The sequence below is a fragment of the Leptospira ryugenii genome (assembly GCF_003114855.1).
GTDB classification, from domain to species: domain Bacteria; phylum Spirochaetota; class Leptospiria; order Leptospirales; family Leptospiraceae; genus Leptospira_A; species Leptospira_A ryugenii.
Map to the genome: position 1 here is coordinate 679,164 of NZ_BFBB01000002.1, position 23,022 is coordinate 702,185.

The following is a 23,022-nucleotide window of genomic DNA, read 5'->3' on the forward strand; positions in this document are numbered from 1 at the left end:
GGAAGAAAGGAAAAGTGAATTTTATACTATTTCTCTTTTCTTTTGTCTTCTGCGAAAGTTACCTTTAAATTTCTACCATCGATGGGCTGGCCATTCATTTGGGTAACGGCATCTTGGGCAGCCTCTTCGTTTGCATAGGTTATGAAGGCAAATCCCCGAAAGTTCCCTGTTTCACGGTCATGGATCATCTTAAGATCTTGGATTGCACCATACACGGAAAAAATCTGACGGATATTCTCCTCTTTGAGAGTGAATTTTAAATTGCCTACATAAATCTTTTTAGAAATCATTCTTGCCTCAATCGCATTCCCTCCTCCTAGGAAAGGAACGGGTCGAGTGAACTTCTTTGTCAAAAAATGTCAATTCCAATAATTCCTTGCAAATATAGAGAAGTTCTAAGTTTACTTTAGAATTTTGTTCCCTGACTGGGCTTTCAAAATACGCCCAAAGGATGGGAAAAAAGGGTCCATTCGATCGACCCTGACGGGGGAAAAATGAAAGATGATACGAGTCCACTACTGTTTTGGGACCACCGCAAACAGTCGCAAAAGGTAACAAATGCTATCTTGGTGGCAGTCTCTGCCATTTCAGTCCTCGTGACCTTCGGCGTCTCATACATCATATTGATGGAAAATGAATCCAATCTTTTTTTGCTTTTATTTATTTTGCCTGGATCTTTAGCTTTTGGCCTCCTTCCCTTTCTCATCATCTTCATTGCGCAAAAGAAAAACAAAAAGATCGAATTCCAAAGATCTTTAAAAAAAATCTATATCTATGAAGGGAAGGTTTGTAAAAATGAACTCTCTTACCACCAAATCCAGTCCATTAAACAATCAAGATATACTTATGTAGTTAAAAATAAGAATAGCTCACGAACTGTTACGGTTTTTACGGTAGTTGCACCTGACTGTATGGACCAAATTTTAGCCGAATCGCTTGACATCTTTCAGATTCGACAATTTGCAGAGACAATCGCCAAAGAATTAAGAGTAGATATCCAAACGGAATCGGGCGAAGTAAGAAAATTTTCCGATTTAGACTTACCTTTGCATGAGCGTATCCCGGAGGATTCTGATTTGGCGACCAGACCTTCTTTTCCAAAAGAAAGTTATCTTTCTTGGACAGAGACCAAGGATTCTCTCAGCATCGTGTCCCAGTACAAACCAACCTTATTTTTATTTCTAGCGGCTCTATTGTCCTTCATTCTCTTTGTCTTCTTCCAATTGCTCATTTCCGATGTTTGGGAGGTATCTTTTTTCTCCTGGTCAGGATTTCCTCCGACTCTATCGGAAAGCATTTATTTAGCTTTGTGTTTTCTCTTATTGGCAGGACCAAGTGGATATGTTCTCTACCAGTTCAGGCGGAAAAAAGAATGGACCTTCGGAAAAGAAAGGATAACGATCGGAAACAAACAAGTTTTTTACAAAGATTTAGAAGAATTGCTCTTGGAGCCTCCTCATCTTATCTTTGTGGGGGACAAATCAGTTTTAAAACTTTCTTTGCATTTTTTCACGCCACTTCCTTACCAAACGGATCTCAAAAAAGCCATCCTCTTTGCCATTCAATCCAAAGCAAAAGAGACAAGCGCTTCTTTCCGAGGCTTCCAAACCGAGTTTTAGGCATTTTTGGTGAGAAAAAAGTAGAGATTTTTAGGGATTCCTTTATTTTGCCAATAGGGCAAATGGGTAAGAAATGAACACTGAAAACCAATCGGATGCATCGCAATTACAGGCGCTAGGTTATACTTCGAAATTTGAAAGGAGTATGTCCTTTTGGGAGAACTTTTCATTAGGTTTTACCTACCTCTCTCCCGTAGTAGGAGTTTATTCCGTTTTTGCAATGGCCATCCAAGCAGGTGGACCACCCATGTTTTGGAATTATTTCCTCGTGGGCCTCGGACAATTCTTCGTATGTCTAGTCTTTGGTGAAGTTGTCTCCCAATACCCCATTTCTGGTGGTATCTACCCTTGGTGTTTGCGTTTGGTGGGCACGCGCTACGCCTGGATTGCTGCTTGGGTTTATGCGTGGGCATTGTTTACTACCATTGCTGCGGTTGCTGTCGGTGGTGCTCCCTTTTTATCCCAACTTTTTTCCTTTTCCTTTGGAAATGGAACCTTAGTTTTCTTCGCCATTGGTATGATCCTAATATCGAGTGCTCTTAACCTAAGTGGAACGAGACTCTTAGCAAGAGTTGCAATGATTGGATTTATCTGTGAGCTTTTAGGAGCTATTTTAGTAGGTGGTTACTTACTTCTCTTTGCAAGGATTCAATCCATCTCTATACTTTGGGACACTTTGTCCTTTGGGGAAGGGATCGATTATCTTCCTGCCTTTGTTGCTTCCTCTGTGGCAGCGATGTTTTGTTACTATGGATTCGAGGCCTGTGGAGATGTTGCCGAGGAAACACCAAATGCAGGTGTGGCGATCCCAAAATCCATGCGGATGACGATTTATGTCGGAGGTGGAGCGGCTACTTTCATTTGTTTAGCACTGCTACTTGCCATTCCAGATTTACCAAAGGCGATTTCGGGTGAAGACAGAGATCCGGTGACAAGCACACTCGTACATGCGCTCGGCGAAACAGGGTATCGACTTGTCATTCTTGTGGTAATGATTTCTTTTCTTTCTTGCATCCTGAGTCTACAGGCAGCTGCCTCAAGGCTACTCTACTCTTTTGCTCGAGATGGAATGATCATGGGAAGCGGTTCTCTTAGCGAACTTTCCGAGGCACATAAGGTACCTGTGAATGCTCTTTTGGTGAGTGGAGCCATACCTGTTTTGATCGCAATTCTTGGATACTGGTTAGAGGATGCGGTGGCTACCATCATCAGTTTTGCTTCTATTGGAATCTACATAGCCTTTCAAATGGTTGTAATTGGTGCCCTCTTTGCAAGGTGGAAAGGTTGGAAGCCGCAAGGAAGTTTCCAATTGGGAAAATGGGGATTACTCGTAAATTTAATTGCTTTGGTGTATGGTTTAGCCGCTGTTATCAATATGGTTTGGCCAAGGGCAAGCGATTCACCTTGGTATGTTAACTATGCAATGATAGTTACAAGCTGTATCGTACTGCTTACAGGTCTTCTGTACCTCGTTTTTAAGAAACCACACCTACATCGACAAGGGTTCTAGTAGAGATATTTCAGAGAGCGAACGGATGCAATAGGTAGCGTGTTCTTGGAAGGGGAAAATACCACTTGGGTCAAGATAGATTGTGGTAGCCTTAGCTGCCTTCCCTGCTTGTAAATCATACAGATAATCACCCACCATCACCATTTCTTGGTCTGGACAAGACCAAAGATTTCTTAGGTGGAGGAGGCCTTCTGGGTCAGGCTTTGGCTTTGCCTCATCTCTACTCAAGATCAATGGCTTAGGGAAAAAAGCAAGAAGGCCCGCTGCTTCCAAGGTGAGAATGGCATTCTCTTTCGAATTTCTGGTAAGTATGGCTAATTGATCTCCTCTCTCTTGCAAGCAAAGAAGCAATTCAAAAGCACTCTCTTGCGGTTTTGCCTTCCTTGCAATTTCCAATTCAATTTGGTTCAATAGGATTTCCTTTTCTTTTCGCCGATCTGGATCAAGCAAACTAAGTCCCGTTAGTATATCTAATTCTAAAGGGAGATCCAGTTCCTTTTTTATGGCAGGAAAATCATGAACGGCTTCCGTCAAGGTTCCATCCATATCAAAGACCCAATGTCGACTGCTTAGTTTCAATTGCATAAAAAATCCAAGTCTTGAAATCTGCGAGATTCAGTAGAAATGAAGTGAAAAGACTTGCCAAGTCAAATTTTACCTTTAGACTTTAGCAGATGGACCAGAAAGTTCAATATCTAAACCAAGTCATTGAAATCATTGATACAAAGGTAACTCTATTTAAAAAAAATAAAGCCACCATGCACAATGCCAATTATGTTGCTGAAAAACAAGTCCTAACCAGGATGATACAGGACGCAATCCAACTGGCTGGCGAAGTAAAACCTGTGCCCTATTCACTCATCAATGATTTAAAATCTCTCATCAAACAACTCTAACATCCTTTCAAAATAATCACAGATGAGCTCGTCTGACCATGATTTTGCAGAAAGACCTTCCAAAAAAGCAATATGAGAGCCACGTTTTAACTTAACAAGAATGGTTTTTGGCAAACGATCAAACCAATGGAGGTTTTCCTCCACATTTTCTTTAACGCATACCGGATCATCCTCTGCATTTAAGATTAGGAGAGGAACATCCACTTCTCCAATCACATGTATGGGGTTATGGTCCCTGTAATAAGAATTGCGGTCCGGATGGTCTGCAATATGGTACAAATTGTCCTGAAATTCATGAATGGTTTTCGCAGAATCCAAAATGCCAAAGCCATATTTGTCTTTGAGGATAGTTTCATGCCGTTTCAAAAAATATTGGCGTAGTCTTAGGGCCATCAGACGGCTATAGGTTGGGTGCACGCGAGGAAATGCTTTTTCAATATCATAGGCAGGTGAAATAGCCATTGCGGCCGAAAAGGCACATTTCTTGCCCGACTCTCCTAGATACCTCGCAAGCAATCCCGAACCAGCTGAGATGCCTAAGCCCAAGAGAGGTGCCTTGGGGAATTTATTTCGGATGTGTTTGATCTGTTCCTGCAAATCTAGAGTCGAACCCATTGTATTGATCGATGGCTTGGTAAGGGGAAGGTTTCCATGACCTCTTCTGATACAAACCACGACGGTGGCATTTAGCCGTTCTCGTATCCTCGAGACCGTGAGCCGCAAATCTTCCGCATCACCCGTGATGGTATGGAGAACGACAACGATTGGAGTCTCGGGAAAGGCCTCTGCATTTTCCAATCCATACCAGGAAAGGCCCACAGTGCCTCCATCCTTCATTTGAAGGATCTCTTCTTGAAAGGCGATCCTCCTAGAAAATCTTTCCTTCCAAAGATAGGCAAAGATCATCAAATGCCGGTTGTATGCAAAGAAAAAGGGCCTATAGACTCTATGCAAACGAGCTAGAGAAGGAATCCATACATCATTCCATGGATTGGATTGGTAGTGTAAGGAAGGGTATTCGGAAATCTCCTTCAAATAATAAAAGAGATAGAGACCCGGAAAGTAGAGAAACAAAACAAAGTAGACCAAGAGATCCAAACTATCCATTTCAATCCCCAAGGATTCCTTCTAACCAGATGGATAAGAGATTGGCAATGGGGAGGTGTTGTGAGGGGGCAATCCATTGTTTTGTCTGGAGTTCACTCAATGCTTGGAGAAAGCTCTCGTATTCAGAATCCGAAGAGAAAAATACATCCTTCAAGGGTTCTTCTCCTACTCGTTCTAAGAGATGCTTTCGCAATCGGTTTCCAAACTCTTCTGCGGTGCTCTGCGCTAGTTTGTCTTTTGCCAATTGATTCCAAACTTCTTTGCCCAATCGGTCTGTCTCTACCCAAGAAGCCTCAGGTGGGTAAGGCCAGTCTTTGACTGGAGCATGTAAGACAAGGCGTAACATATCGGAAAAAAAATGGCTCGTATCGGTAAATGATGATTTATGCAGAAAGCTTGCGATCTTTGGTAAGAAATTGGGCAAAAAAGGCGCTATGAAGGACTTGATTTGTTTGTCGAGGCCTGTGGCTTGAATGACAGAGAACAATGGATTTGTCTTCCGATTGAATTCAATGATGCCACTTTCAATGATAGTTGCGATGATTTCTTGGATTGCCTTTTGTTTGAGTATTTCAATGAGAAGCGACTCAGAGGGAACGAGTTCCAAACTATCCACAAATCGAGCAAGGGATTCAAGGGTAGCTTCTTCCATCCCCATAGCAAGGTTCTCTTTGGGATAGAGATTGGGGATGTCTTGTAGAACCGTTGTTGGGATACGTAGCTTTTGCAAAAGAAGTAGGATGGTTTCTGTTGGGAAAGGAATTTCTAAAAAAGACTTTGTCTTTGTTTCCCAAAAGAGGCGGTTGCTTCTCTCGAAGGTAGCCTGCACCCGATGCGAATCAGTGAGAAAGCTATTGATTTTGTTTTGGTATGGATTTGATGGCATTATGGATTTTTAGGAAGTATGGGGTTTTGAATCAGGAAGGGAAATACCTTTTGGGGGTCTTTCGGATGGAAAATAGGGATAATAGAGACTGCTCACCAAAGATTGGCAGAAACACTCCCATTATCCCTACGTATGTCTAACGTCTCTTTTTCTTCTTAGCTGCTTTTTTAACCGCTTTCTTTTTCTTCGCTGGTTTTTTCTTTTTGGCAGGTTTCTTCTTCTTAGGAGCCGCTTTCTTTGCTTTTTTCTTAGCTGCCTTTTTCTTGGCCGCCTTTTTCTTCTTTGCTACTGCTTTTTTCTTTTGTGGTGCTTTCTTTACAGGTGCTTCTTCCACAGGTTGAGGAGCAGGAACATCTTGTGTTTCCGGGATGATGTTTGTTTCGTTTTCCATTCTCTTGAACCTTAAAAGATAAATTATCTTCCTTCTAGTGAACGATAACAATGAGTACTCTCTTTAAAGTAAATTCTTTTTTCATTGATTTGAGTGAAAGAGTTGTATCATGACAGAAATGAAGGAACTTTCTTATAACACACCTGGTTTGCTCTTCCCTGCTATCTCCCTACTCATGCTTGCATACACAAATCGATTCTTTGCTCTAGCTTCCCTCGTCAGACAGCTGTTAGAAAAATTTCGTGAATCCCAAGATACTCATGTTTATTACCAAATCCAGAATTTACAAAAAAGAATCTCTCTTGTCCGAAGGTCCCAAGCCTTTGGAATTTCTAGTTTAATTGCCTGCATTCTTTCCCTTGCTTGGATCAGCTGGGACAACCAAATTGCTTGGTATTTGTTCGGAATTGCGCTCTTTTTGATGGTTGGTTCATTGGCCTTTGCTCTTTGGGAAATCCAACTCTCTGCAAAGGCTCTCGAAATTGAAATCCAAACTGTTTTGGGTAAATGGGAAAGAGGAAACGCCTAAATTCTGTACAACGGTTTTTACCAAAACACCCTCGGGGAACCTATCCGATTCCCAAAAAGGATTTTAATCAAAGATTGCTAGGTTGACAACCAGATACTTAACGTATGACTTCGAACAATCGTCCTAGTAAACTATCTTGCGTCTGCAAGGTCTTTGAATTCGCTTCATAAGCTCTGTTGACTTCAATCATATCGACCATCTCTGTCACAACAGATACATTGGAAGCCTCCAAAAAACCTTGTAGAATTTGCGGTGCAAATCGTTCAGGAAATGGACTTGGTTCTCCCGATTCCGGGGTGTCTGCGTAGAAAGAATCCCCTTCTTTATCTAAATGCCTTGGATTTTCGACAGTACGAATCTTGAGCTTATCGATGAGTTCAGCTTCTTCATATCTATTTTCACTGACATTGGTTCCATCTTTTGGATCACGGCCTATGCGACCATTGATATAGACTTCCCCATTTTCCTTCACTAAAAAGTTACCTTGGTTGACTCGGATGGGGCCCTTCTCACCGAGTAAAGGAAAGCCTTGAGGCGTGACGACAAAACCATTTTTATCCAAAACAAAATTACCACTTCTTGTAAGACGCTCACCACGGTTCGTCAAAACGGTAAAAAAGGCAGGGTGTTCATTTCCAGGTTGGTCTTGGACCATTAAATCAAAATGGTTGTCCGTTTTCTTGACCGAACCTTGCTCAAAACGTGTGTACACTTCGTTAACCTCAGCACCAAATCCTAGTTTGCCGACGACTGGAGAAGTATCAAAGGAACCCATAGGAGTCTTTCCGATCCCATCCTCAGAAAATCTATGTAAGAGCATCTCAGGGAAGGTTTTAAAGACAGTTGTGTCCCTTTTGAAAGCGGTTTTATCCACATTCGCGAGGTTGTTGGCTACCACATCCATTCTCACTTGCTGAGAAATCATTCCATTTGCACCGGTATACAATCCACGTATCATAATTACCTTCCCTGGAACCTATCGACGGAAACGGGATTTTCCCCAAGAGAAAAAGAGACATAGTCAAAAAAGACTTGAAGTTTTTTTTCTAAAAAAGAAGGATTCGGTATACTATGAAGATATCGATTGGAAACATCCCGCAGTCGCTCACAGAAGACCAACTTAAGGATTTACTAAGCCCTTTTGGATCCACAAGCCATCTAACGATTAAACGAGACAAGATCACAAAAGTATCCTTGGGCTTCGGAAGTGTGGAAATGGACGATACCTCTGCAGAGAAGGCCATAGCTAGTCTCAACGGAAAGGAAATCGATGGAAAGAAGATCGTCCTTGTAAACCAAGAAGTACTAGCCAAAGAACAACAAAGCGCTGGTAACCAAAAAAATGCGCCATTAAACCAAAAATCACCTTTCGGCAAATCCCAAGGCCCCTCTGGCGGGAACACAGGAGTTATGAGGAGAGGTGGACAGAGAGGATCCTAGTTGAAACCTCTGGAAGGAAGTTTTCTATCACTCGGTGCGGGTGTAAACCAGCTCCCACTCATTGATGCTGCCAAAGCCCGTGGTTTGCATGTCATAGCTGTTGACAAAAACTCGGGAGCACCCGGATTCCAAAAGAGTGATATACGAATTCTAGAATCTACATCAGAGTATAGAAAAATCCTCCATGCCATGAGCCGTGTACCCTATACACACGTTTTGCGAGGTGTTGGCTCCCGTTCCTTCGGTCAGGCTATACATTCCACTGCCTATCTAGCAGAAAAATTCAAATTGCCAGGAAATCCTCCGAGTGCCGTTGATCTTTATTTAGACAAAAAGAAACTCAAAAGTTTTTTAGAAGCACGTTCCATCCCAGTACCCAAGTCATTTTCCTTTCCAACAACGGCTACGAAGACCAAAAAAAAAGAAATCCTTTTAGATTTTCCTCTCGTCGCAAAACCAGCATCAGGTCATGCCAAAAAGGGCATCAGGGTCCTTGCCAACGAAGGAGAATGGAAGGCATTCGCTAAGCAGGCAAAACCAGAGCAGTGGATTTTAGAACAAAAGGTGGAAGGTAAGGAAGTCACCGTTTTGGGAATGGTGCTTTCTGGCAAATTTCACCTCCTTTCCCTGACAGACAAAATTACAACAAGTGAACCACCGTTTATCGAAATCGCACACATTAGCCCTTCTTCTTCTATTGAATTTAGCGGCGAACTGAAGATGTTATGCCAAGCTATTATCAGACACACTGGGATTGTCCACGGTCCATTTGTTGCAGAGTTTAAAATCACTGATGGCGGTGAATGTGTTTTGATCGAAGCCGCGCCAGAAGTAGGTGGAGAATTTTTAGCAGACGAACTTTTAAAACAACATTTTTCATATTCCTATTTTGATGATTTACTTTCCGTACTCATTGGTGAAAAACCAAAGTTAAAGTTTTTACAAATAGGACAAAAAGAACGCTCCGCTATTTTTTTTGCTCTCAGCTCTCAGCAAGAAAAGACAGTCAAAAGCCACCCTATCTTAGCATTAGAATCCCATGAAACTTTGTTTTTCCAAAAGGAACTCTTGCCCCTAGGGACAAGCCTAATAGGAAAGGAAGGAAACCAAAGAAGGGATTTTGTCTTTGGTGTTTCTACCAGTGAAAAAATAAAGGCTGAGGATTGGGTGAGAAGTTTACTCCAAAGAATGAATTGATGTCGGAAGTCTGGGACAAACACTACCAGAGGGGAAAATCAAAATTATCCTATCCTGATGAAAATTTAGTCCGTTTGCTTGCACGTATACAAACAACAAAGCCATTGGCCTTGGATTTTGGGAGCGGAAGCGGACGGCATGTACCATTACTCGAAGAGCTCGGATTCCAAGTAGAAATTGCTGATGCCTCCCTGGTTTCTGTGGCAAATCTAAAGAATACTTTTCCAGAGGCAAAGATTTACCATACCCCAAACCCTCCCCTCCCTTTTCAGAGAGAATGCTATGGACTCATTGTATCTTGGGGAGTTTTTCATTATAACAAACGTGATGTGGCAAACCAAATGGTTAGCGAGCTCAAAGAATCATTGGTTCCCCAGGGCTATTTACTTGGCTCGGTGCGGGCAAATACGGACACTCACCTAGCGCTCCAAGATGGCAAGATGCAATTAGAAGATTTACAGGGAGGATACGCAGAAACCTATTCAGAGGAGGAACTGCGGGGCTTACTCAGCGGTTTTGCAGATGTCCAATTGGGTTATTCAGAAAGGACTCCCCTTGGAAAATTGAATGAGAGGATCTGCCATTGGTTTTTTTTGGCGAGGAAAGGATGAATGAGAATCTGGACTTACAAAAAGAATGCCCCATCTCAACATCGTCACCTTGTGATTGGAAGTTTTTGTATCTCTCCACTGGACAATACAAAGACCTAAGCATCTACCAATGTCGAACCTGTGGATTGCAAAGCCAATTTCCAAGACAAATCCAGAACACTCTTTACGATGAGAATTATTACAAAGGCAAAGCAGAATACAGCTACCACGATGAAAGGCAAACAGAAAGATACCATCGATATGTCTGGAAAGCTCGCATAGAGAACATTTTTAAACACAAATCTCTCCCCATACACTTCTTGGATGTCGGCTCCTCCTTTGGAGGATTTTTACAGCAAGCAAAAGATATGGGCTGTACGGTGCAAGGTGTCGAGATCTCAAGTTATGCGGCAACGTATTCCCAAGACCGAGGCATTCCCACATTTTGTGGAACTCTCATCGATGCAAAGTTTCCAGACCATTCCTTTGATGTGATCACAATGGTGGAAGTTATAGAGCACCTAGAACAGCCAAATCTCCATTTTGCCGAGCTAAGCCGAATCGTAAAGCCTGGAGGATTGTTGCTTTTGCAAACTGCAAATTTTGAAGGTTGGCAGGCCATACGAGAAGGTTCCTCATACCATTATTATATGCCAGGACATGTGTATTATTATTCAGAAAGCAATTTAAAAAAGATATTGACCCAACATGGATTTACGCATTTTATCTCTTACTTTGGCGTTGATTTTTCTCTATTTGCTAAATTGAAAAAGTCTAGGGGAAATTTCAAAAAAATCTCGGACTACTTCCAATGGATACGAATTTCCTGGTACCACCTTAAGTCCAAATGGAAGAAAAATGGCAGACCATTAACGTCTAGTTTTGTTTTATACGCTTGGAAAAAAAAGTAGGTCTATATGAAAGCTGTGTTTGAAAATCCTTTCTTAGTTCGGATTACGAAGATCCCCGAGGAGAGAGGTTGGAAACGTAAATTTGTTTTGGCACTTCGTGTGCTTCTTGTTTCTGTCCATAGGTTCAATGTAGATGATTGTTTGATGAAGGCTTCTGGTTTGGCCTACACGACTATTGTAACTTTGGTTCCCACTCTTACCGTTGTTGTTGCCCTTCTCACCGTTGCCTCTGGTATCCAAGGCAGACAGGATGAAATCTATGATGAAGTCAATAGCTTTCTATTAAAGAATAATATCCAATTTGACATCAGTCCCTATTGGGAAACCCTTTCTGACATCATCAACACTGCCTCTCAGATTGGAGCTGTTGGGTTTATCGTCTTTATTTTTTCAGCAACGGCAGTTTTGCGATCCCTGGAAAAGACCTTCCATTCTATCTGGAAAATCGACCTCCACAGAAGTTTCATTAGTAAATTTGTTTTGTATTTTTTTCTCATAAGTTTTGGTCCACTGCTTTTCCTCGTAGGGAAAGGCCTCACAGACCAACTAGCAGATAGTATACGAGCACCTCACTTAAAATCCATCGTTAAGACTGAAATGGGTGAGATATGGGTTGCCGGTGAAAAAGGAAATATCGGAAGATTAAATGATCTAAAATCTAAAATAAAATTCATTCCGTACGATACAATCGATTTTGAAAACCTTCTTTGCATTGACTTCTCAGGGATTGAAAAAGGTACCTGTAAGGTTCCAAATGTTTCCAAAGAGAATTTTTTTCGGATCCGCGCACTTGGCGAGAACCTCTATGCCATGTCAGAAGAAGGAACCTTACTCATCTCAGATGACCATGGAGGTACTTGGGATATACATTCCTTCAAAAATTTAAGCATCAAGGACTTTGGCGTATCCAATGATTCGACTATTTTTATCCTCACAGAGGATACGAGAACCTTACGCTATGATATCGGTTCTGCACTCACAGAGCTTCGACGATTCACAGAAAAGGGCATCAAACCTTTTAAGATCAGATTTTTTGGAGACAAAGATGGTTTTATCTTAGACCGAGAAGGTCGTATTTGGAAGACAGTCGATGGAGGAACCAACTTCACCTTCCAAGTAATCTCAAAGAAATCTTTGAATGATATCTTCTTTTTAAATCGAAATGTAGGATTCGTTGTTGGTGACGATGGTGCCATTTTCAAAACAAAAGATGGAGGGAATAACTGGATAGACCTCAGCCACAAAAAGTTTTCCTATGAACGTGTTTGGGCTTTTTTATCTCCCAAAAAACAAGATTTTGATGTCTTTGTTTTGAATAACGTAGGTGAAATCATCCTCTCCGAAGATGAAGGATTGAACTGGACCATCGCCTATAAGCCTAAAGGTGGAGCAATCCTAGACTTATTGCATCTAAGGTCTGAGTCACTCATATCTGGACTCTCCTCTGATGAAAGTCCCGAAGAAGAAATAGAAGTCACCGAAACCAAAGAGGAACCAGAAACCTTAAGTAAACTCAACGCAGATATGTTGGGTATATTAGGAGTAGGCGAATACAATAAAATCATTCGCATCGAAAATGATGACAATGGAAAGCCAATTTGGAAAAAATACCAAGGGGGCTTACGTTTCTTTTCTCTCTATACACTTCTAAAATTCATAGTGCCATTTTTTGGAGTATGGATTTTCTTTGTACTTCTCTATTCCATCATTCCCAATACAAAGGTGCCTATCAAAGCTTCCTTTTTGGGTGCTGCCATCACTGGTTTGATTTTGATACTCTTTTTCTGGGGGTTTTTGAATATCTACATCACCTCATTTACAGAAAAGACAATGATTATCTACAAAGCACTGGCAGCGATTCCGATCTTACTTCTCACGATTTATTCTGTTGCCTTAATCATTCTGTTTGGAGCAGAGATCACAGCAACCTTACAATTCCCAGATCGTTACCTTCTCCCCCGCCATCCTTTTGAATCGATGGATACCTTTGTAAAACACGAACTTTACCACACGATTCGATTTCTTGGATTGGTCTATTGGGAACAGGAAACCAAAGGTAAGCTAATCCAAACCAAACAGATCCGAAAGGACCTACTTCTTCCTGAAGCGGACATCAACCAAATCCAAACCAGATTGGAGCAAGCCCAATTGATCTCTGTTTCTGAATCAGGAGGCATAGCGCCTGTTAAGCTGAAAGAACAACTCAGTTTATTGGAATTGTATGAAAAGACAGTTTCCGTTTCTTTTTCTGCTCCGACAGAAACAAAAGCCTCCTCAGAAACTTTGGTAAAATCTCTCGTGAGCCTCGAAGAAAAGGTCCGAGACCACTTAAAGGGAATTACAATCAAAGACCTTTCAACTTAAGAATAGGGATTTGATCTTGATTTGGGGAGATGCACAGACATCTGTTTGTAAATCTCCTCTGCAAGGCCAAGAGATTCATTCTTTGAAATATTTTTAGCATACTCATCATAGAGCATATCTTCAAAAATCTCTTCTGCATATCCACCATCGATGAGTTTTTCTTTGTGGACGCTATTCTTCATTTCTTTGAGCATCATTTTCACAAAAACCGATTCAAACTCTACACTCGCGTCATAAAGTTTTTTTCGATATGGATCGCTAGAAATTTCTTCTTTGATATTGAGTGGCACAGAGAGAGAGCTGGACGAAACTTTTCCCATGAGGTCTTGTCTTTCTTTTATCAATGCCTCAAAGTTCGACTGGGTAGTGGGCTCAGAAAACTTCCCTTCTTTGGAAATACTCTTTAAGATTTGGTCTTCCCGAGATCTGGAAATCCGAGAGCTATAGTCATTGATTGAAAATATATCCATACTTTAGTTCACTGAATGATGAGTTCAGCCTTTAGGGCTCCTTGTTTTTTCAAAGCTTCCAAGATCGAAATGATGTCTTTTGTACTTGCCCCAACTTTATTCAAAGCAGCAACAACATCTGAAACTTGGGTTGCCTCTTTGATCATAAACACGGACTCACCTTTCTCTGATTCCGGCATAGGGAAAAAATATCTCATTTTGTTTTGGTTTGCAATTTGGAGTGTCAAACCTGATTGTGAGACCGCTACTTCATCAATAGCGATATTGGCACCCATCACTATTGTTCCCGTCCTTTCATTGATGACAACCCTTGCAACTGATTCTGGTGTAACGGTTAAATTTTCTAGTTTTGCTAAAAACGCCAAATCTATCTTTGGTGCTTGGCCTTCCCTTGCTTGCGGAACCGGAACAATGATTTCTGTTCCCGAAATTACCTCGGGATTGACAGATAAATTGTTTGTGATCGCTTCCACGATGGCGTTTAAAGTAGAATAGTCTCTTTCCAAGAGCGAGACCTTTATTTGGTTCACAATCGGAGGATTATCTAAAGCCTTTTCCAAAATGGCTCCGCCTGGAATCAATCCAGTGTTAGATCCTGATTTTTTATCACCAAGGCCTTTCGATTTTTTATCTTTTCCACCAAAGATCAAAACTCCGGAAGCAACAGCAATGGTGTCCCCATTCCCGGCTTTTAAGGGCGACTGCAAAAGAACTCCACCTTCCAATGAACGTGCATCCCCCACAGAGGAGACGATGACATCTACCTTATCGCCATTTTTGAGATTCACAGGAATGTATGCGGTGATGAGAACACTTGCTGTATTTCTAGCTTCTCGCATCGATTTCTTTGTATTTACCCCAAGACCAGATAGATAATTTTGTAGAGCCTCTTCGGTCAGAGGATTTTTTGTATCACCGGTTCCGTTTAGTCCCACAACCAGACCAAAACCTGTTACCTGGTTTTCTCGAATGGCATTGATTTTCGCGATATCTTTTAATTTGATCTCAACAGCAGTAAGAGAATGCACCGTAAGGAAAAAAAGGATTGTTAGACTGCGTCTTAGGTGGGTCATCGTTTGGGATTTCATGGTTCACTCTCACCTAAGGCTCGTTTAATATTTTTTAAGATAATTTCTTGTTTTTCAGAGTCACTGAGCTCTGCCCTCTGGCTTGTTGTCCCATCGCTATTTGTTATCGTTTTCATTTGGATGTTTGGATTTCTGATTTCTTTAGGGCTTAACGTACCAACAAAATCTATCCGTAGATTAGCGACATGGTCACTACTCACCATTCTATTTTTGTCCAAATCATTGGTAGAAACGGTTCCGGATAAACGCAGATTGATGCTTTCTTCTCCGTAAGAAAAGGTTTTTGTACCTTCCAATTCCAGATTGCCAGATCCCGGGTCTATTCCGACAACAAGCACTGCCATTGTTCCTAAAATTTTCCCATTGGTCTTGGATTTTCCAATTTTTGCTCTCATATAGGTGCTGTTGCTGGTATAGGCAGGTAAATCAGGGACTAATTTTTTATCGGGAACGGTTTTGGTATCCTGGTCAAAGGTTGCTTTGTAGTCTGATTCGTATTCGACCTTCAAAGAAGATTTCAATACGACCTTAATGACTGTACCTGGAGAGATCATCTTTTGGTAAGAATACGGATCTTTGTCTCTCCATAGCGATTCTGCATTCAATGCATTTGCGTGAGTTCTGCCATTTTTGAAATGGATAAAAAAATCTGGAAATAAGCTGACAAGGCTTACCAAGACAACATAGCAAACCTTAAATCGCAATAAGGATCTATACCAAGTGGACATCAGACCTCACTCAAAATACAAACACCAGGTGATTGTACTGTCCCTTTGATTTTCGATTGGGAAGAGAGATTTAATAACAATATTTTGTCGCCTTCATTGCCAGATTCCAGGGCTCTCGTTTTTATTTTTAAATATAAAGAGCCTATGGTGTATACAAGTTGTACTTCCTGACCTCTCTCAACCATGTGAAGAGAGCGTGTCTGTTTTTTTTGTAGCGGCACTCCCGAAGCAAGTGCAATTAATGCTGTTTTGCCAATGGGAGATTCTTCTTCATACTCGATACGATTATCCGAAGTGAAAAAACTTTTTCTTTCTACATCCGTATCCTGTAGTACTGTCTTTGCCTCGATTTCCTTCACCGTAAACCAAGCTTCTTTTTTTTCTTCGATTACAAATGGGATGTGAAGGCTGTGTACGACTCGTCCTTTCCATATCAAGTCCAAAGGGAAAATACGCTTTCCAGCATGGAGCCTTGTACTCCCTCGACGCCATTGGAAACTTACGGATTCTTTTGGCATCTTTAGGCTTGGAAGTTCCGAGTAAAAGCGAAACTTCCCATCTAAGGAAGGACCATTGGCTTCTAGATGTGATAACAAAGAAGTTGTGAGGTCGCTAGCCTTCCATTCCTCTACCATTGGTAAAACTATGGTTTTTCCAGAGCGAAAGGATGCTATGTTTGCATCGACCGAACCTTCTTTGAGTAAGATATCGTTCAACTCATCTGAAGTAAGTTCAAAAGGAGCAGCTGCATTCTGCTTTATGATAAGATCTTTTCCTTTCCAATCAGTTACTAAATGAGAGAGTTTGAGTTCACCAGTGGCCAGAATAGTTTTTGGTTTTAAAAATAAACTTTGTTTTGTTTTTACTTCCTCGCAAAAAAGCGAAACATAGAAAGAAGAAAATAGTAAAGCAAAACAAAACGTACGCATCTTTAACGTTTCAAACCTATTGCCGTAGAAAGCATGTTATCTGATGTTTGAATTGTTTTGGAATTGGATTCGTATGCTCTTTGTGCTACAATCATATTTACCATTTCCTCAACGATTTTTACGTTACTCATTTCCAAAAACCCTTGCAAGACTGATCCGTAACCTTCCTGCCCAGGCATTCCTGGAATCTCAGGGCCAGAGGCCACTGTCTCACGAAAAAGGTTTTTACCAACTGCTTGCAATCCCGCAGGATTGACGAAGCGATACAACTCTAGCTGACCAATGGTTGTTGGTCGAATATCGTTACCGATCTTGACCGTAACCTCGCCCTCTTCTGATATCATCAAAGTATTTAAAATGGCATTTTCTGGAAGGATGATGGGAGGCTCTAAGAGATACCCATTGGAAGTCACTACTTGTTGGTTGGAATCAATCTTAAAAGATCCATCTCGTGTGAAGGAAAAAGTTCCATCTGGCATTTGGATTTTAAAAAAGCCCATCTCTCCCGTAAGCGCTAAATCCAATTTGTTTCCTGTAGCTTGGAAGGAACCTATCTCAAATAACTTTTGTGTGGCAGCGGTTTTTACACCATGCCCTACATTCACACCCGTCGGAATTTCAGAAACAGCAGAAGCAGGTGTTCCTGCCAAAACTTGGTGTTGGTAGACAAGATCTTCAAAATCGACACGGTTCTTTTTGAATCCTGTTGTGTTCACGTTTGCTAGGTTGTTTGCAACCGTATCAATGTGAAATTGCTGGGCGATCATGCCTGTGGCGCCTGTCCAAAGTGATCTCATCATAAGATAGTCCCTCTCTAGGCAATCTATCGACTAAAATGAGAAAAACGTTATGCTCTTTTTCTATGTTTATGTCTTTTCTATTCGGTACTAGCCGGTGCTGCCAAAGCCTAGGTCACCACGCGTTGTTTCGTCCAAATTCTCTTTCCAGACAAAGTGGGCAGTTTCTACCCGTTTGAAGAGAATTTGAGCGATTCGAGTCCCAGAAGTTAAAACAAAATCCTCATCACCCAGATTTAAAAGTGGGATAAAGATTTCCCCGCGGTAATCTGAATCGATAGTACCAGGTGCATTGGGCATCAATATGCGATTTTTGGTGGAAAAACCTGACCTTGGGCGCACCTCTCCTTCATAACCCATAGGGATAGAAAGTGCAATGCCCGTAGGGACTAGGACAACCTTTCCTAGAGGCAAAAGTAAATCCCCTCGCGTCGCCGAGGCTAAATCAAAGCCACAAGCCCCCTCAGTTTTTTTTTCAGGAGGTGTAATCCCTGCTCGTAATGCTTTGATCCCAATCTCTATCATATCTTCGTTTGGATTTTTGAAAAATCCTTCTCCTTCATATCACCTACACAGGATAGATGCAGGTTTTTGACTGAAAAAATATCTCGAGCTAGGTCATTCAGATCTTTTTGGCTAACTCCTTGTAAGGCCGCCATTCGTTCTTTTAAAGAGAAATACCGTCCAAAATATATTTCTTGCAAACCAATATTGTTCATACGGTTTTCAGGAAGTTCATACCCGATTGCCATACCTCCCAATTGATTGGATTTTGCATCTTCCAGTTCTTTTTCTGAAAATCCTTCCGTACGTATCGCACGAATTTCATCCAAGATAAGCGATATACAACGAGCTGCCTTATCTTTAGATGTTGCACAAGAAATGGAAAAAAGCCCAGAAGTTCTGTAGAATGATGGAAAACTGTAAATAGAATAACAGAGACCTTCTTTCTCTCTAATATTTTGGAACAATCGGGAAGCCATGCCTCCACCTAGGATGGTCGATATCAATTGAATAATTGTGACCGTCTTAAAATCTCTAGCAAATCCTTTTGCACCTAACATTATATTAAACTGTTCGATCTTTCTGCGCTCTAAAAATTTTCCATAACTTTTGTTTGGTGATTTTAAAAGAGTTGGTTCGTTTTGCTTTCCTTCTGGATTCTCGAATGGAAAGTATTTATTTGCAAGGTTGATGACGTCTTTCCATTTAAAATTGCCCGAAACGGAAAGAACCATATTCGCAGGAAAGTAATGCTTTTGGTAAAACTTTGTGAGTGAATTACGGGTAATAGACTCGATCGATTTTTGGTTTCCAATAATATCTCTCCCGTAAGGAGATTTTTGAAAAATATTTCTAAAATAAAAATCGTAAACAAAATCATCGGGCGCGTCTTCGTACGAGCGCATCTCTTCGATCACTACATTTTTTTCTGTTTTGATATCTTCTTCTCTGAACTTGGGACGAAAGACCATATCGGAAAGTATATCAAAGGCAAGTTCTGCTTTGTCTTTGATAGCAACTACGTAGTATTGTGTGTATTCACGACTAGTGGAACCATTGAGGATTCCACCTACTCTTTCTATTTCTTGTGCGATTTGTTTTGAAGTGCGCCTTTCCGTATCCTTAAAAAGCATGTGCTCAAGGAAATGAAAATAGCCTAACTCTTTTTGGGTTTCCGCCAAAGAGCCTTCTTTCAGAAATAGACCCACAGCCATGGATGCTGCGTGCTCCATTGGTTGGAATAATAAAGTGAGTCCGTTTGGGAGAACAGTTCTATGGAACGAATCTTCGGCCAATTTTACTTCCTTTCCCTCCTAAACATAGGAGGGAGAAATCATCTAATCGCCTAACAAAACATCCTTTCTAGAAAGGTCTATCTTTCCAGTTTTATCTACGGCAATTACCTTTACTTGGATTTTTTGTCCCTCTGAGACAACATCACGGACAGATTGCACTCGTTTCACATCCAGTTTTGAGATGTGGCAGAGTCCCTCTTTGCCAGGCAAAATTTCAACGAACGCACCGAAATCGGCAATCCGTTTGATCACTCCATCATAGATCTTACCAATTTCTATTTCTTCGAAAAGTCCATCGATAAGAGCAATTGCTTTGACTTTTGATTCTTCACTTGGGGAAGCAATCGTTACTTTGCCAGAGTCATCCACTGAGATTTCTGAACCAGACTGCTCAGTAATGGAACGAATCATCTTTCCGCCTGGACCAATCAATTCTCCGATGCGGTCCTTAGGAATCTGCTTTTGGGTAATGCGAGGTGCATTCTGAGAGAGATTGCCCTTCACAGAGGAAATTGCTTTATTCATTTCCCCTAGGATATGGTCTCTTCCAACTTCTGCTTGTTCGATGGCCTTTTGTAAGACTTCCAAGCCTAGTCCATTGACCTTTAGATCCATTTGGAAGGCGGTGATGCCTTTTTTGGTTCCTGCTAGTTTAAAATCCATATCCCCGAAGTGGTCTTCAATTCCAGCAATATCGGAAAGGACAGCAAAACGACCTTTCTCGTCACTGAAAAGACCCATTGCAATCCCGGAGACTGGCGCCTTGATCGGAACGCCACCGGCCATAAGTGCTAGGGTACCAGAGCAAACGGATGCCATAGAGGAGGAACCATTCGATTCCAAAATCTCGGAAACAACACGGATTACATAAGGAAATTCGGTTTGAGAAGGAAGAACCTTTTTGATCGCTCTCTCAGCTAAGTTTCCATGCCCGATCTCCCTACGGCCTGGGCCAGAATTTCTTCGGACTTCTCCGACAGAAAAAGCAGGGAAATTGTAATGCAACATGAAGTTTTTTTCTTTTTGGCCTTCAAGAGTCTCATAACGTTGGTTATCTGACGACGTACCTAGAGTCACAACTCCCAAACTCTGGGTCTGTCCTCTTGTAAATACTGCCGAGCCATGAGGACCAGGCAATACGTCGATTTCGCAATTGATCTGACGTATCTCATCCGTGCGACGTCCATCAAAGCGTATCCCCTCACCAAGCACGAGTTCCCGAACAACTTCGTATTCCAACTCATGTAAGAAATGTTTGATCTCTTTGGATCTATCGTTTGGAGCATACACTTCTTTGAAGTGATTCACGGTTTCTTCGTTTATCTTTTTAATATCTTCGTTTCGTTTTGCTTTATCTGCATTTCGATTGGCTTGGTTTAGCTTCTCATATGCAAAGTCTCGAACACTTTGTAACAAATCTTTGTCAGGAGCCTTTAACACCACTGGCTTTTTTACTGTGCCATGTTGTTTTGCGAGGGACTCTTGCATTTCCACAGCTATCTTTAATTGCTCCTGTGCAAAGCGAAGTGCGGCCATCATATCTTCTTTGGAAATCTCTGCGGCTTCCCCTTCGATCATTACAATGGCATCTTTGGTTCCAGCCACAACAAGGTCTAAATCCGACCGGCTCATCTCTTCGTTTGTAGGGTTTAGGATAAATTGACCCTCAAGTCTACCTATCCTTGCGCCAGCAATGGGCCCCGCAAAAGGAATGGTAGAAACGCTTAGAGCAGCCGAGGCAGCTGTAATCGCATGTCCTGCTACGCTCACTTGTTTGTCAGCGGAGAGAACTTGCACAAGCAATTGCACCTCAGAGAAATAACCCTCAGGGAACATGGGACGTATAGGTCGATCAATGATTCTGGAAAGAAGGATTTCGTGTTCGGGCGGTTTGGCTTCTCGTTTGAAATAGCCACCAGGGAATCTACCAACCGAGTACATCTTTTCTGTATACTCACAGGTGAGCGGGAAAAAATCCTGGCCATCCTTTGGTTCGTCTGCTGCACAGACCGTCGCTAGTAAAACTAAGTTTCCTGTTTTGTACACGACAGAGCCGTGGGCTTGTTTTGCCCACTTGCCTGTCTCGATGGTGATAGAGTCCCTACCCCAAGAAGCAGTAAATTCTGTAGCCATAGGCTTTATTTCCTGAGGCCGAGTTTTTCGATCAGTTTTTTGTAACTTTCGATATTGCTGCGTTTTAAATAGTCTAGAAGGCTCTTCCTTTGGTTCACGAGAGCGATGAGGCCACGTCTAGAGTGAAAGTCCTTTTTATTGCTCTTGAAATGTTCGGTTAGGTCTTTGATCCGAGAGTCGAGGAGCGCAATTTGTACTTCTGCAGACCCAGTATCGTTAGGTTTGCTACCGAATGTAGCAATGATCTGCTGTTTTTGTTCTTTGGTGATCATATTTCTTCCAAAATCTAAAAAGGTCTTAATTAGAAAACATAATTTTTGCAGAGGGGTCAAAAAATACTTTCCCGTACCGGTAGGGCAAATGGTCACGCTTACCTTGGTACAGGCACCAGGCCACTATCTCCTCAGAGTCTGGCTCCAAAAAGTAAAAACCCCGTTCGTCCGCATTGGGTAAGTGGTCCCAGACATAGCCTCCGTGCACTACGGCCTTTCGTTCCAAACTCGTGAGCCGACGGCTGGGTAGGACGAGAACCTCTTGCCATGGCTTTGCCTCATCCAATTGCAGTGTTTCCAAAGGACTAGCAGTTTCGGCCTTCCAAGAACCAATCTGCTCGCGCACAAGTCGTTTCAGCACGAGAGGTATTCCCATGAGATCAGAGAGATCTAGGACAATCTTTCGTATATACGTTCCTGAACTGACATGTATGCGGAAAGAGAAACCGAATTCGGTATCCTGTAGATCCCAAATCCGAAAGATCTCCATAGGACGTACTTTCGCTTCCACCTCCAGTCCCTCGCGGACATGGTCGGATTGTCTCTTCCCTGAAACCTTCAAAGCCGAAATGGTAGGGGCCGTTTGCACCTTCCATTCTTTCATTCCGAGTAAGTGCTTGCGCCAGGTCTCTTTCCAATGAGGGCACTTTGCCAACCAAGCCTTTAGTTCTATCTCAGACCATTCTTCCGTTGTGAGCCCGTCCACATCGCCCGAATCAGTCCGTTTTCCTATGCTTACTTCCGCATAATAGGACTTATCTGAACCTAGGAAAAGCTGAGAGAAGCTAGTGAAGTCTCCAAAGGGTAAGATCATCAGTCCCTCGGCAAAGCGGTCAAGTGTCCCTGTATGCCCAATTGACTGGAGTCGGAATCTTTTTTTAAGGTTTAGGACTAGATGCGAGGAAGTGATGCCACTGGGCTTGTGGACAAAGAAATATCCAGATTTCATAGAGCATCGGTATCTAATTCATTCTCATCTGAAGTTGGATTGGTCGTGGGGTGGAGTTCTTCATACAAGGTTTTTGGTTTGGATTCATCAATCAATCGAATCACTTCGAGTGATTTGATGTAATTGTTGTCCCATTTGAAATAGAGCCTTGGGTTTGTATGGAGGTGGAGTTGTTTTCCAATGAGTGACGATAGAAAGCCAGAAGAAGAAGCTAGGCCAAGTGTGAGTTTTTTTCTCTCTGCATTATTGCAAAGGGCAGTGAAATGTATGTCCGCTTTTTTAAGGTCATCGGTTAGATCTATGCGGTGGAAGGTGGGCAAAAATACCCTTGGGTCTTTTACCTTACCTTCCAAAATCGCAAGAGAGAGAATGCGTAGGATCTCCGCTTCGAGTTTTTTCTTTCGAATCGGATTCATC

General features: G+C 41.9%; 26 protein-coding genes. 9 read left to right on the top strand and 17 right to left on the bottom strand.

Annotated elements, in window-relative coordinates; translation table 11 throughout:
* Positions 1-26: 26 nt before the first annotated feature.
* The gene (locus DI060_RS03945) at positions 27-353 is read right to left on the bottom strand and encodes an RNA recognition motif domain-containing protein (protein ID WP_244594268.1); all 327 of its coding nucleotides are present in this window, start codon (positions 351-353) and stop codon (positions 27-29) included.
* Positions 354-494: 141 nt separating this feature from the next.
* Between DI060_RS03945 and DI060_RS03950 the strand changes: the two genes are divergently transcribed.
* Positions 495-1,619: a hypothetical protein gene (locus tag DI060_RS03950; protein WP_108973880.1), complete on the top strand. Its 1,125-nt coding sequence runs from the start codon at positions 495-497 to the stop codon at positions 1,617-1,619.
* A 73-nt stretch (positions 1,620-1,692) separates the two neighbouring features.
* The gene (locus DI060_RS03955; RefSeq protein ID WP_108973882.1) at positions 1,693-3,129 is read left to right on the top strand and encodes an APC family permease; all 1,437 of its coding nucleotides are present in this window, start codon (positions 1,693-1,695) and stop codon (positions 3,127-3,129) included.
* On the opposite strand, the gene DI060_RS03960 is transcribed toward DI060_RS03955, so the two are convergent.
* On the bottom strand, positions 3,109-3,714 hold the full coding sequence (locus DI060_RS03960) for an HAD family hydrolase (protein WP_244594269.1): 606 nt from the start codon (positions 3,712-3,714) through the stop codon (positions 3,109-3,111). The genes DI060_RS03955 and DI060_RS03960 overlap by 21 nt on opposite strands.
* Positions 3,715-3,803: 89 nt before the next feature.
* Between DI060_RS03960 and DI060_RS03965 the strand changes: the two genes are divergently transcribed.
* Positions 3,804-4,025 carry a hypothetical protein gene (locus DI060_RS03965; protein WP_108973886.1) on the top strand — a complete coding sequence of 74 codons (222 nt, stop codon included), beginning with the start codon at positions 3,804-3,806 and terminating at the stop codon, positions 4,023-4,025.
* Here DI060_RS03965 and DI060_RS03970 read toward each other — a convergent pair.
* The 3 genes from DI060_RS03970 to DI060_RS03980 form a co-directional block, all read right to left on the bottom strand.
* Positions 3,999-5,132 (bottom strand): alpha/beta fold hydrolase, encoded by a 1,134-nt coding sequence (locus tag DI060_RS03970; protein WP_108973888.1) that lies wholly within the window; start codon positions 5,130-5,132, stop codon positions 3,999-4,001. The genes DI060_RS03965 and DI060_RS03970 overlap by 27 nt on opposite strands.
* A 1-nt stretch (position 5,133) precedes the next feature.
* A complete protein-coding gene (locus tag DI060_RS03975; RefSeq protein ID WP_108973890.1) occupies positions 5,134-6,018 on the bottom strand; it encodes a hypothetical protein in 885 nt (294 codons plus the stop codon).
* Between the two features lie 136 nt (positions 6,019-6,154).
* A complete protein-coding gene (locus DI060_RS03980; RefSeq protein WP_108973892.1) occupies positions 6,155-6,409 on the bottom strand; it encodes a hypothetical protein in 255 nt (84 codons plus the stop codon).
* A 118-nt stretch (positions 6,410-6,527) separates the two neighbouring features.
* On the opposite strand from DI060_RS03980, the gene DI060_RS03985 reads away from it, so the two are divergent.
* The gene (locus DI060_RS03985; RefSeq protein ID WP_108974069.1) at positions 6,528-6,938 is read left to right on the top strand and encodes a DUF2721 domain-containing protein; all 411 of its coding nucleotides are present in this window, start codon (positions 6,528-6,530) and stop codon (positions 6,936-6,938) included.
* A 97-nt stretch (positions 6,939-7,035) separates the two neighbouring features.
* Here DI060_RS03985 and DI060_RS03990 read toward each other — a convergent pair whose 3' ends face one another.
* Positions 7,036-7,896, bottom strand: coding sequence for a flagellar hook-basal body protein (locus tag DI060_RS03990; protein ID WP_108973894.1), 861 nt, complete (start codon positions 7,894-7,896; stop codon positions 7,036-7,038).
* 113 nt (positions 7,897-8,009) lie between these two features.
* On the opposite strand from DI060_RS03990, the gene DI060_RS03995 reads away from it, so the two are divergent.
* Genes DI060_RS03995 through DI060_RS04015 form a run of 5 tightly spaced genes read left to right on the top strand, consistent with a single transcriptional unit; the run spans position 8,010 to position 13,440 of the window.
* Positions 8,010-8,378 carry an RNA recognition motif domain-containing protein gene (locus DI060_RS03995; RefSeq protein WP_108973896.1) on the top strand — a complete coding sequence of 123 codons (369 nt, stop codon included), beginning with the start codon at positions 8,010-8,012 and terminating at the stop codon, positions 8,376-8,378.
* Positions 8,379-9,575, top strand: coding sequence for an ATP-grasp domain-containing protein (locus DI060_RS04000; protein ID WP_108973898.1), 1,197 nt, complete (start codon positions 8,379-8,381; stop codon positions 9,573-9,575).
* Positions 9,575-10,186 (top strand): class I SAM-dependent methyltransferase, encoded by a 612-nt coding sequence (locus DI060_RS04005; RefSeq protein WP_108973900.1) that lies wholly within the window; start codon positions 9,575-9,577, stop codon positions 10,184-10,186. Before DI060_RS04000 ends, DI060_RS04005 begins: the two co-directional genes overlap by 1 nt.
* Complete coding sequence (locus tag DI060_RS04010) at positions 10,183-11,076, top strand: class I SAM-dependent methyltransferase (RefSeq protein ID WP_108973902.1); 894 nt, start codon at positions 10,183-10,185, stop codon at positions 11,074-11,076. Before DI060_RS04005 ends, DI060_RS04010 begins: the two co-directional genes overlap by 4 nt.
* A 6-nt stretch (positions 11,077-11,082) precedes the next feature.
* Positions 11,083-13,440, top strand: coding sequence for a YhjD/YihY/BrkB family envelope integrity protein (locus tag DI060_RS04015; protein WP_108973904.1), 2,358 nt, complete (start codon positions 11,083-11,085; stop codon positions 13,438-13,440).
* On the opposite strand, the gene DI060_RS04020 is transcribed toward DI060_RS04015, so the two are convergent.
* The 11 genes from DI060_RS04020 to rbfA all read right to left on the bottom strand — a co-directional run bounded on the left by DI060_RS04020 (position 13,437) and on the right by rbfA (position 23,021).
* Entirely contained in the window at positions 13,437-13,910 is a 474-nt protein-coding gene (locus DI060_RS04020) for a rod-binding protein (protein WP_108973906.1), read from the bottom strand. The genes DI060_RS04015 and DI060_RS04020 overlap by 4 nt on opposite strands.
* Before the next feature lie 8 nt (positions 13,911-13,918).
* Entirely contained in the window at positions 13,919-14,998 is a 1,080-nt protein-coding gene (locus tag DI060_RS04025) for a flagellar basal body P-ring protein FlgI (protein WP_108973908.1), read from the bottom strand.
* Positions 14,995-15,726 carry a flagellar basal body L-ring protein FlgH gene (locus DI060_RS04030; protein ID WP_108973910.1) on the bottom strand — a complete coding sequence of 244 codons (732 nt, stop codon included), beginning with the start codon at positions 15,724-15,726 and terminating at the stop codon, positions 14,995-14,997. The genes DI060_RS04025 and DI060_RS04030 overlap by 4 nt, the downstream gene beginning before the upstream one ends.
* Positions 15,726-16,655 carry a flagellar basal body P-ring formation chaperone FlgA gene (flgA, locus tag DI060_RS04035; RefSeq protein WP_108973912.1) on the bottom strand — a complete coding sequence of 310 codons (930 nt, stop codon included), beginning with the start codon at positions 16,653-16,655 and terminating at the stop codon, positions 15,726-15,728. The genes DI060_RS04030 and flgA overlap by 1 nt, the downstream gene beginning before the upstream one ends.
* A 2-nt stretch (positions 16,656-16,657) precedes the next feature.
* Entirely contained in the window at positions 16,658-17,455 is a 798-nt protein-coding gene (flgG, locus tag DI060_RS04040) for a flagellar basal-body rod protein FlgG (protein WP_108973914.1), read from the bottom strand.
* An 87-nt stretch (positions 17,456-17,542) separates the two neighbouring features.
* Entirely contained in the window at positions 17,543-17,974 is a 432-nt protein-coding gene (gene dut, locus DI060_RS04045) for a dUTP diphosphatase (RefSeq protein WP_209451982.1), read from the bottom strand.
* Positions 17,974-19,251: a M16 family metallopeptidase gene (locus DI060_RS04050; protein WP_244594270.1), complete on the bottom strand. Its 1,278-nt coding sequence runs from the start codon at positions 19,249-19,251 to the stop codon at positions 17,974-17,976. The genes dut and DI060_RS04050 overlap by 1 nt, the downstream gene beginning before the upstream one ends.
* A 42-nt stretch (positions 19,252-19,293) precedes the next feature.
* The gene (gene pnp / locus DI060_RS04055) at positions 19,294-21,384 is read right to left on the bottom strand and encodes a polyribonucleotide nucleotidyltransferase (protein ID WP_108973918.1); all 2,091 of its coding nucleotides are present in this window, start codon (positions 21,382-21,384) and stop codon (positions 19,294-19,296) included.
* Between the two features lie 5 nt (positions 21,385-21,389).
* Positions 21,390-21,656, bottom strand: a complete 267-nt coding sequence (gene rpsO / locus DI060_RS04060; RefSeq protein WP_108973920.1) for a 30S ribosomal protein S15 — start codon at positions 21,654-21,656, stop codon at positions 21,390-21,392.
* Between the two features lie 25 nt (positions 21,657-21,681).
* On the bottom strand, positions 21,682-22,605 hold the full coding sequence (locus DI060_RS04065) for a pseudouridine synthase family protein (RefSeq protein WP_108973922.1): 924 nt from the start codon (positions 22,603-22,605) through the stop codon (positions 21,682-21,684).
* A complete protein-coding gene (gene rbfA, locus DI060_RS04070) occupies positions 22,602-23,021 on the bottom strand; it encodes a 30S ribosome-binding factor RbfA (protein ID WP_108973924.1) in 420 nt (139 codons plus the stop codon). Before rbfA ends, DI060_RS04065 begins: the two co-directional genes overlap by 4 nt.
* Position 23,022: the final 1 nt, after the last annotated feature.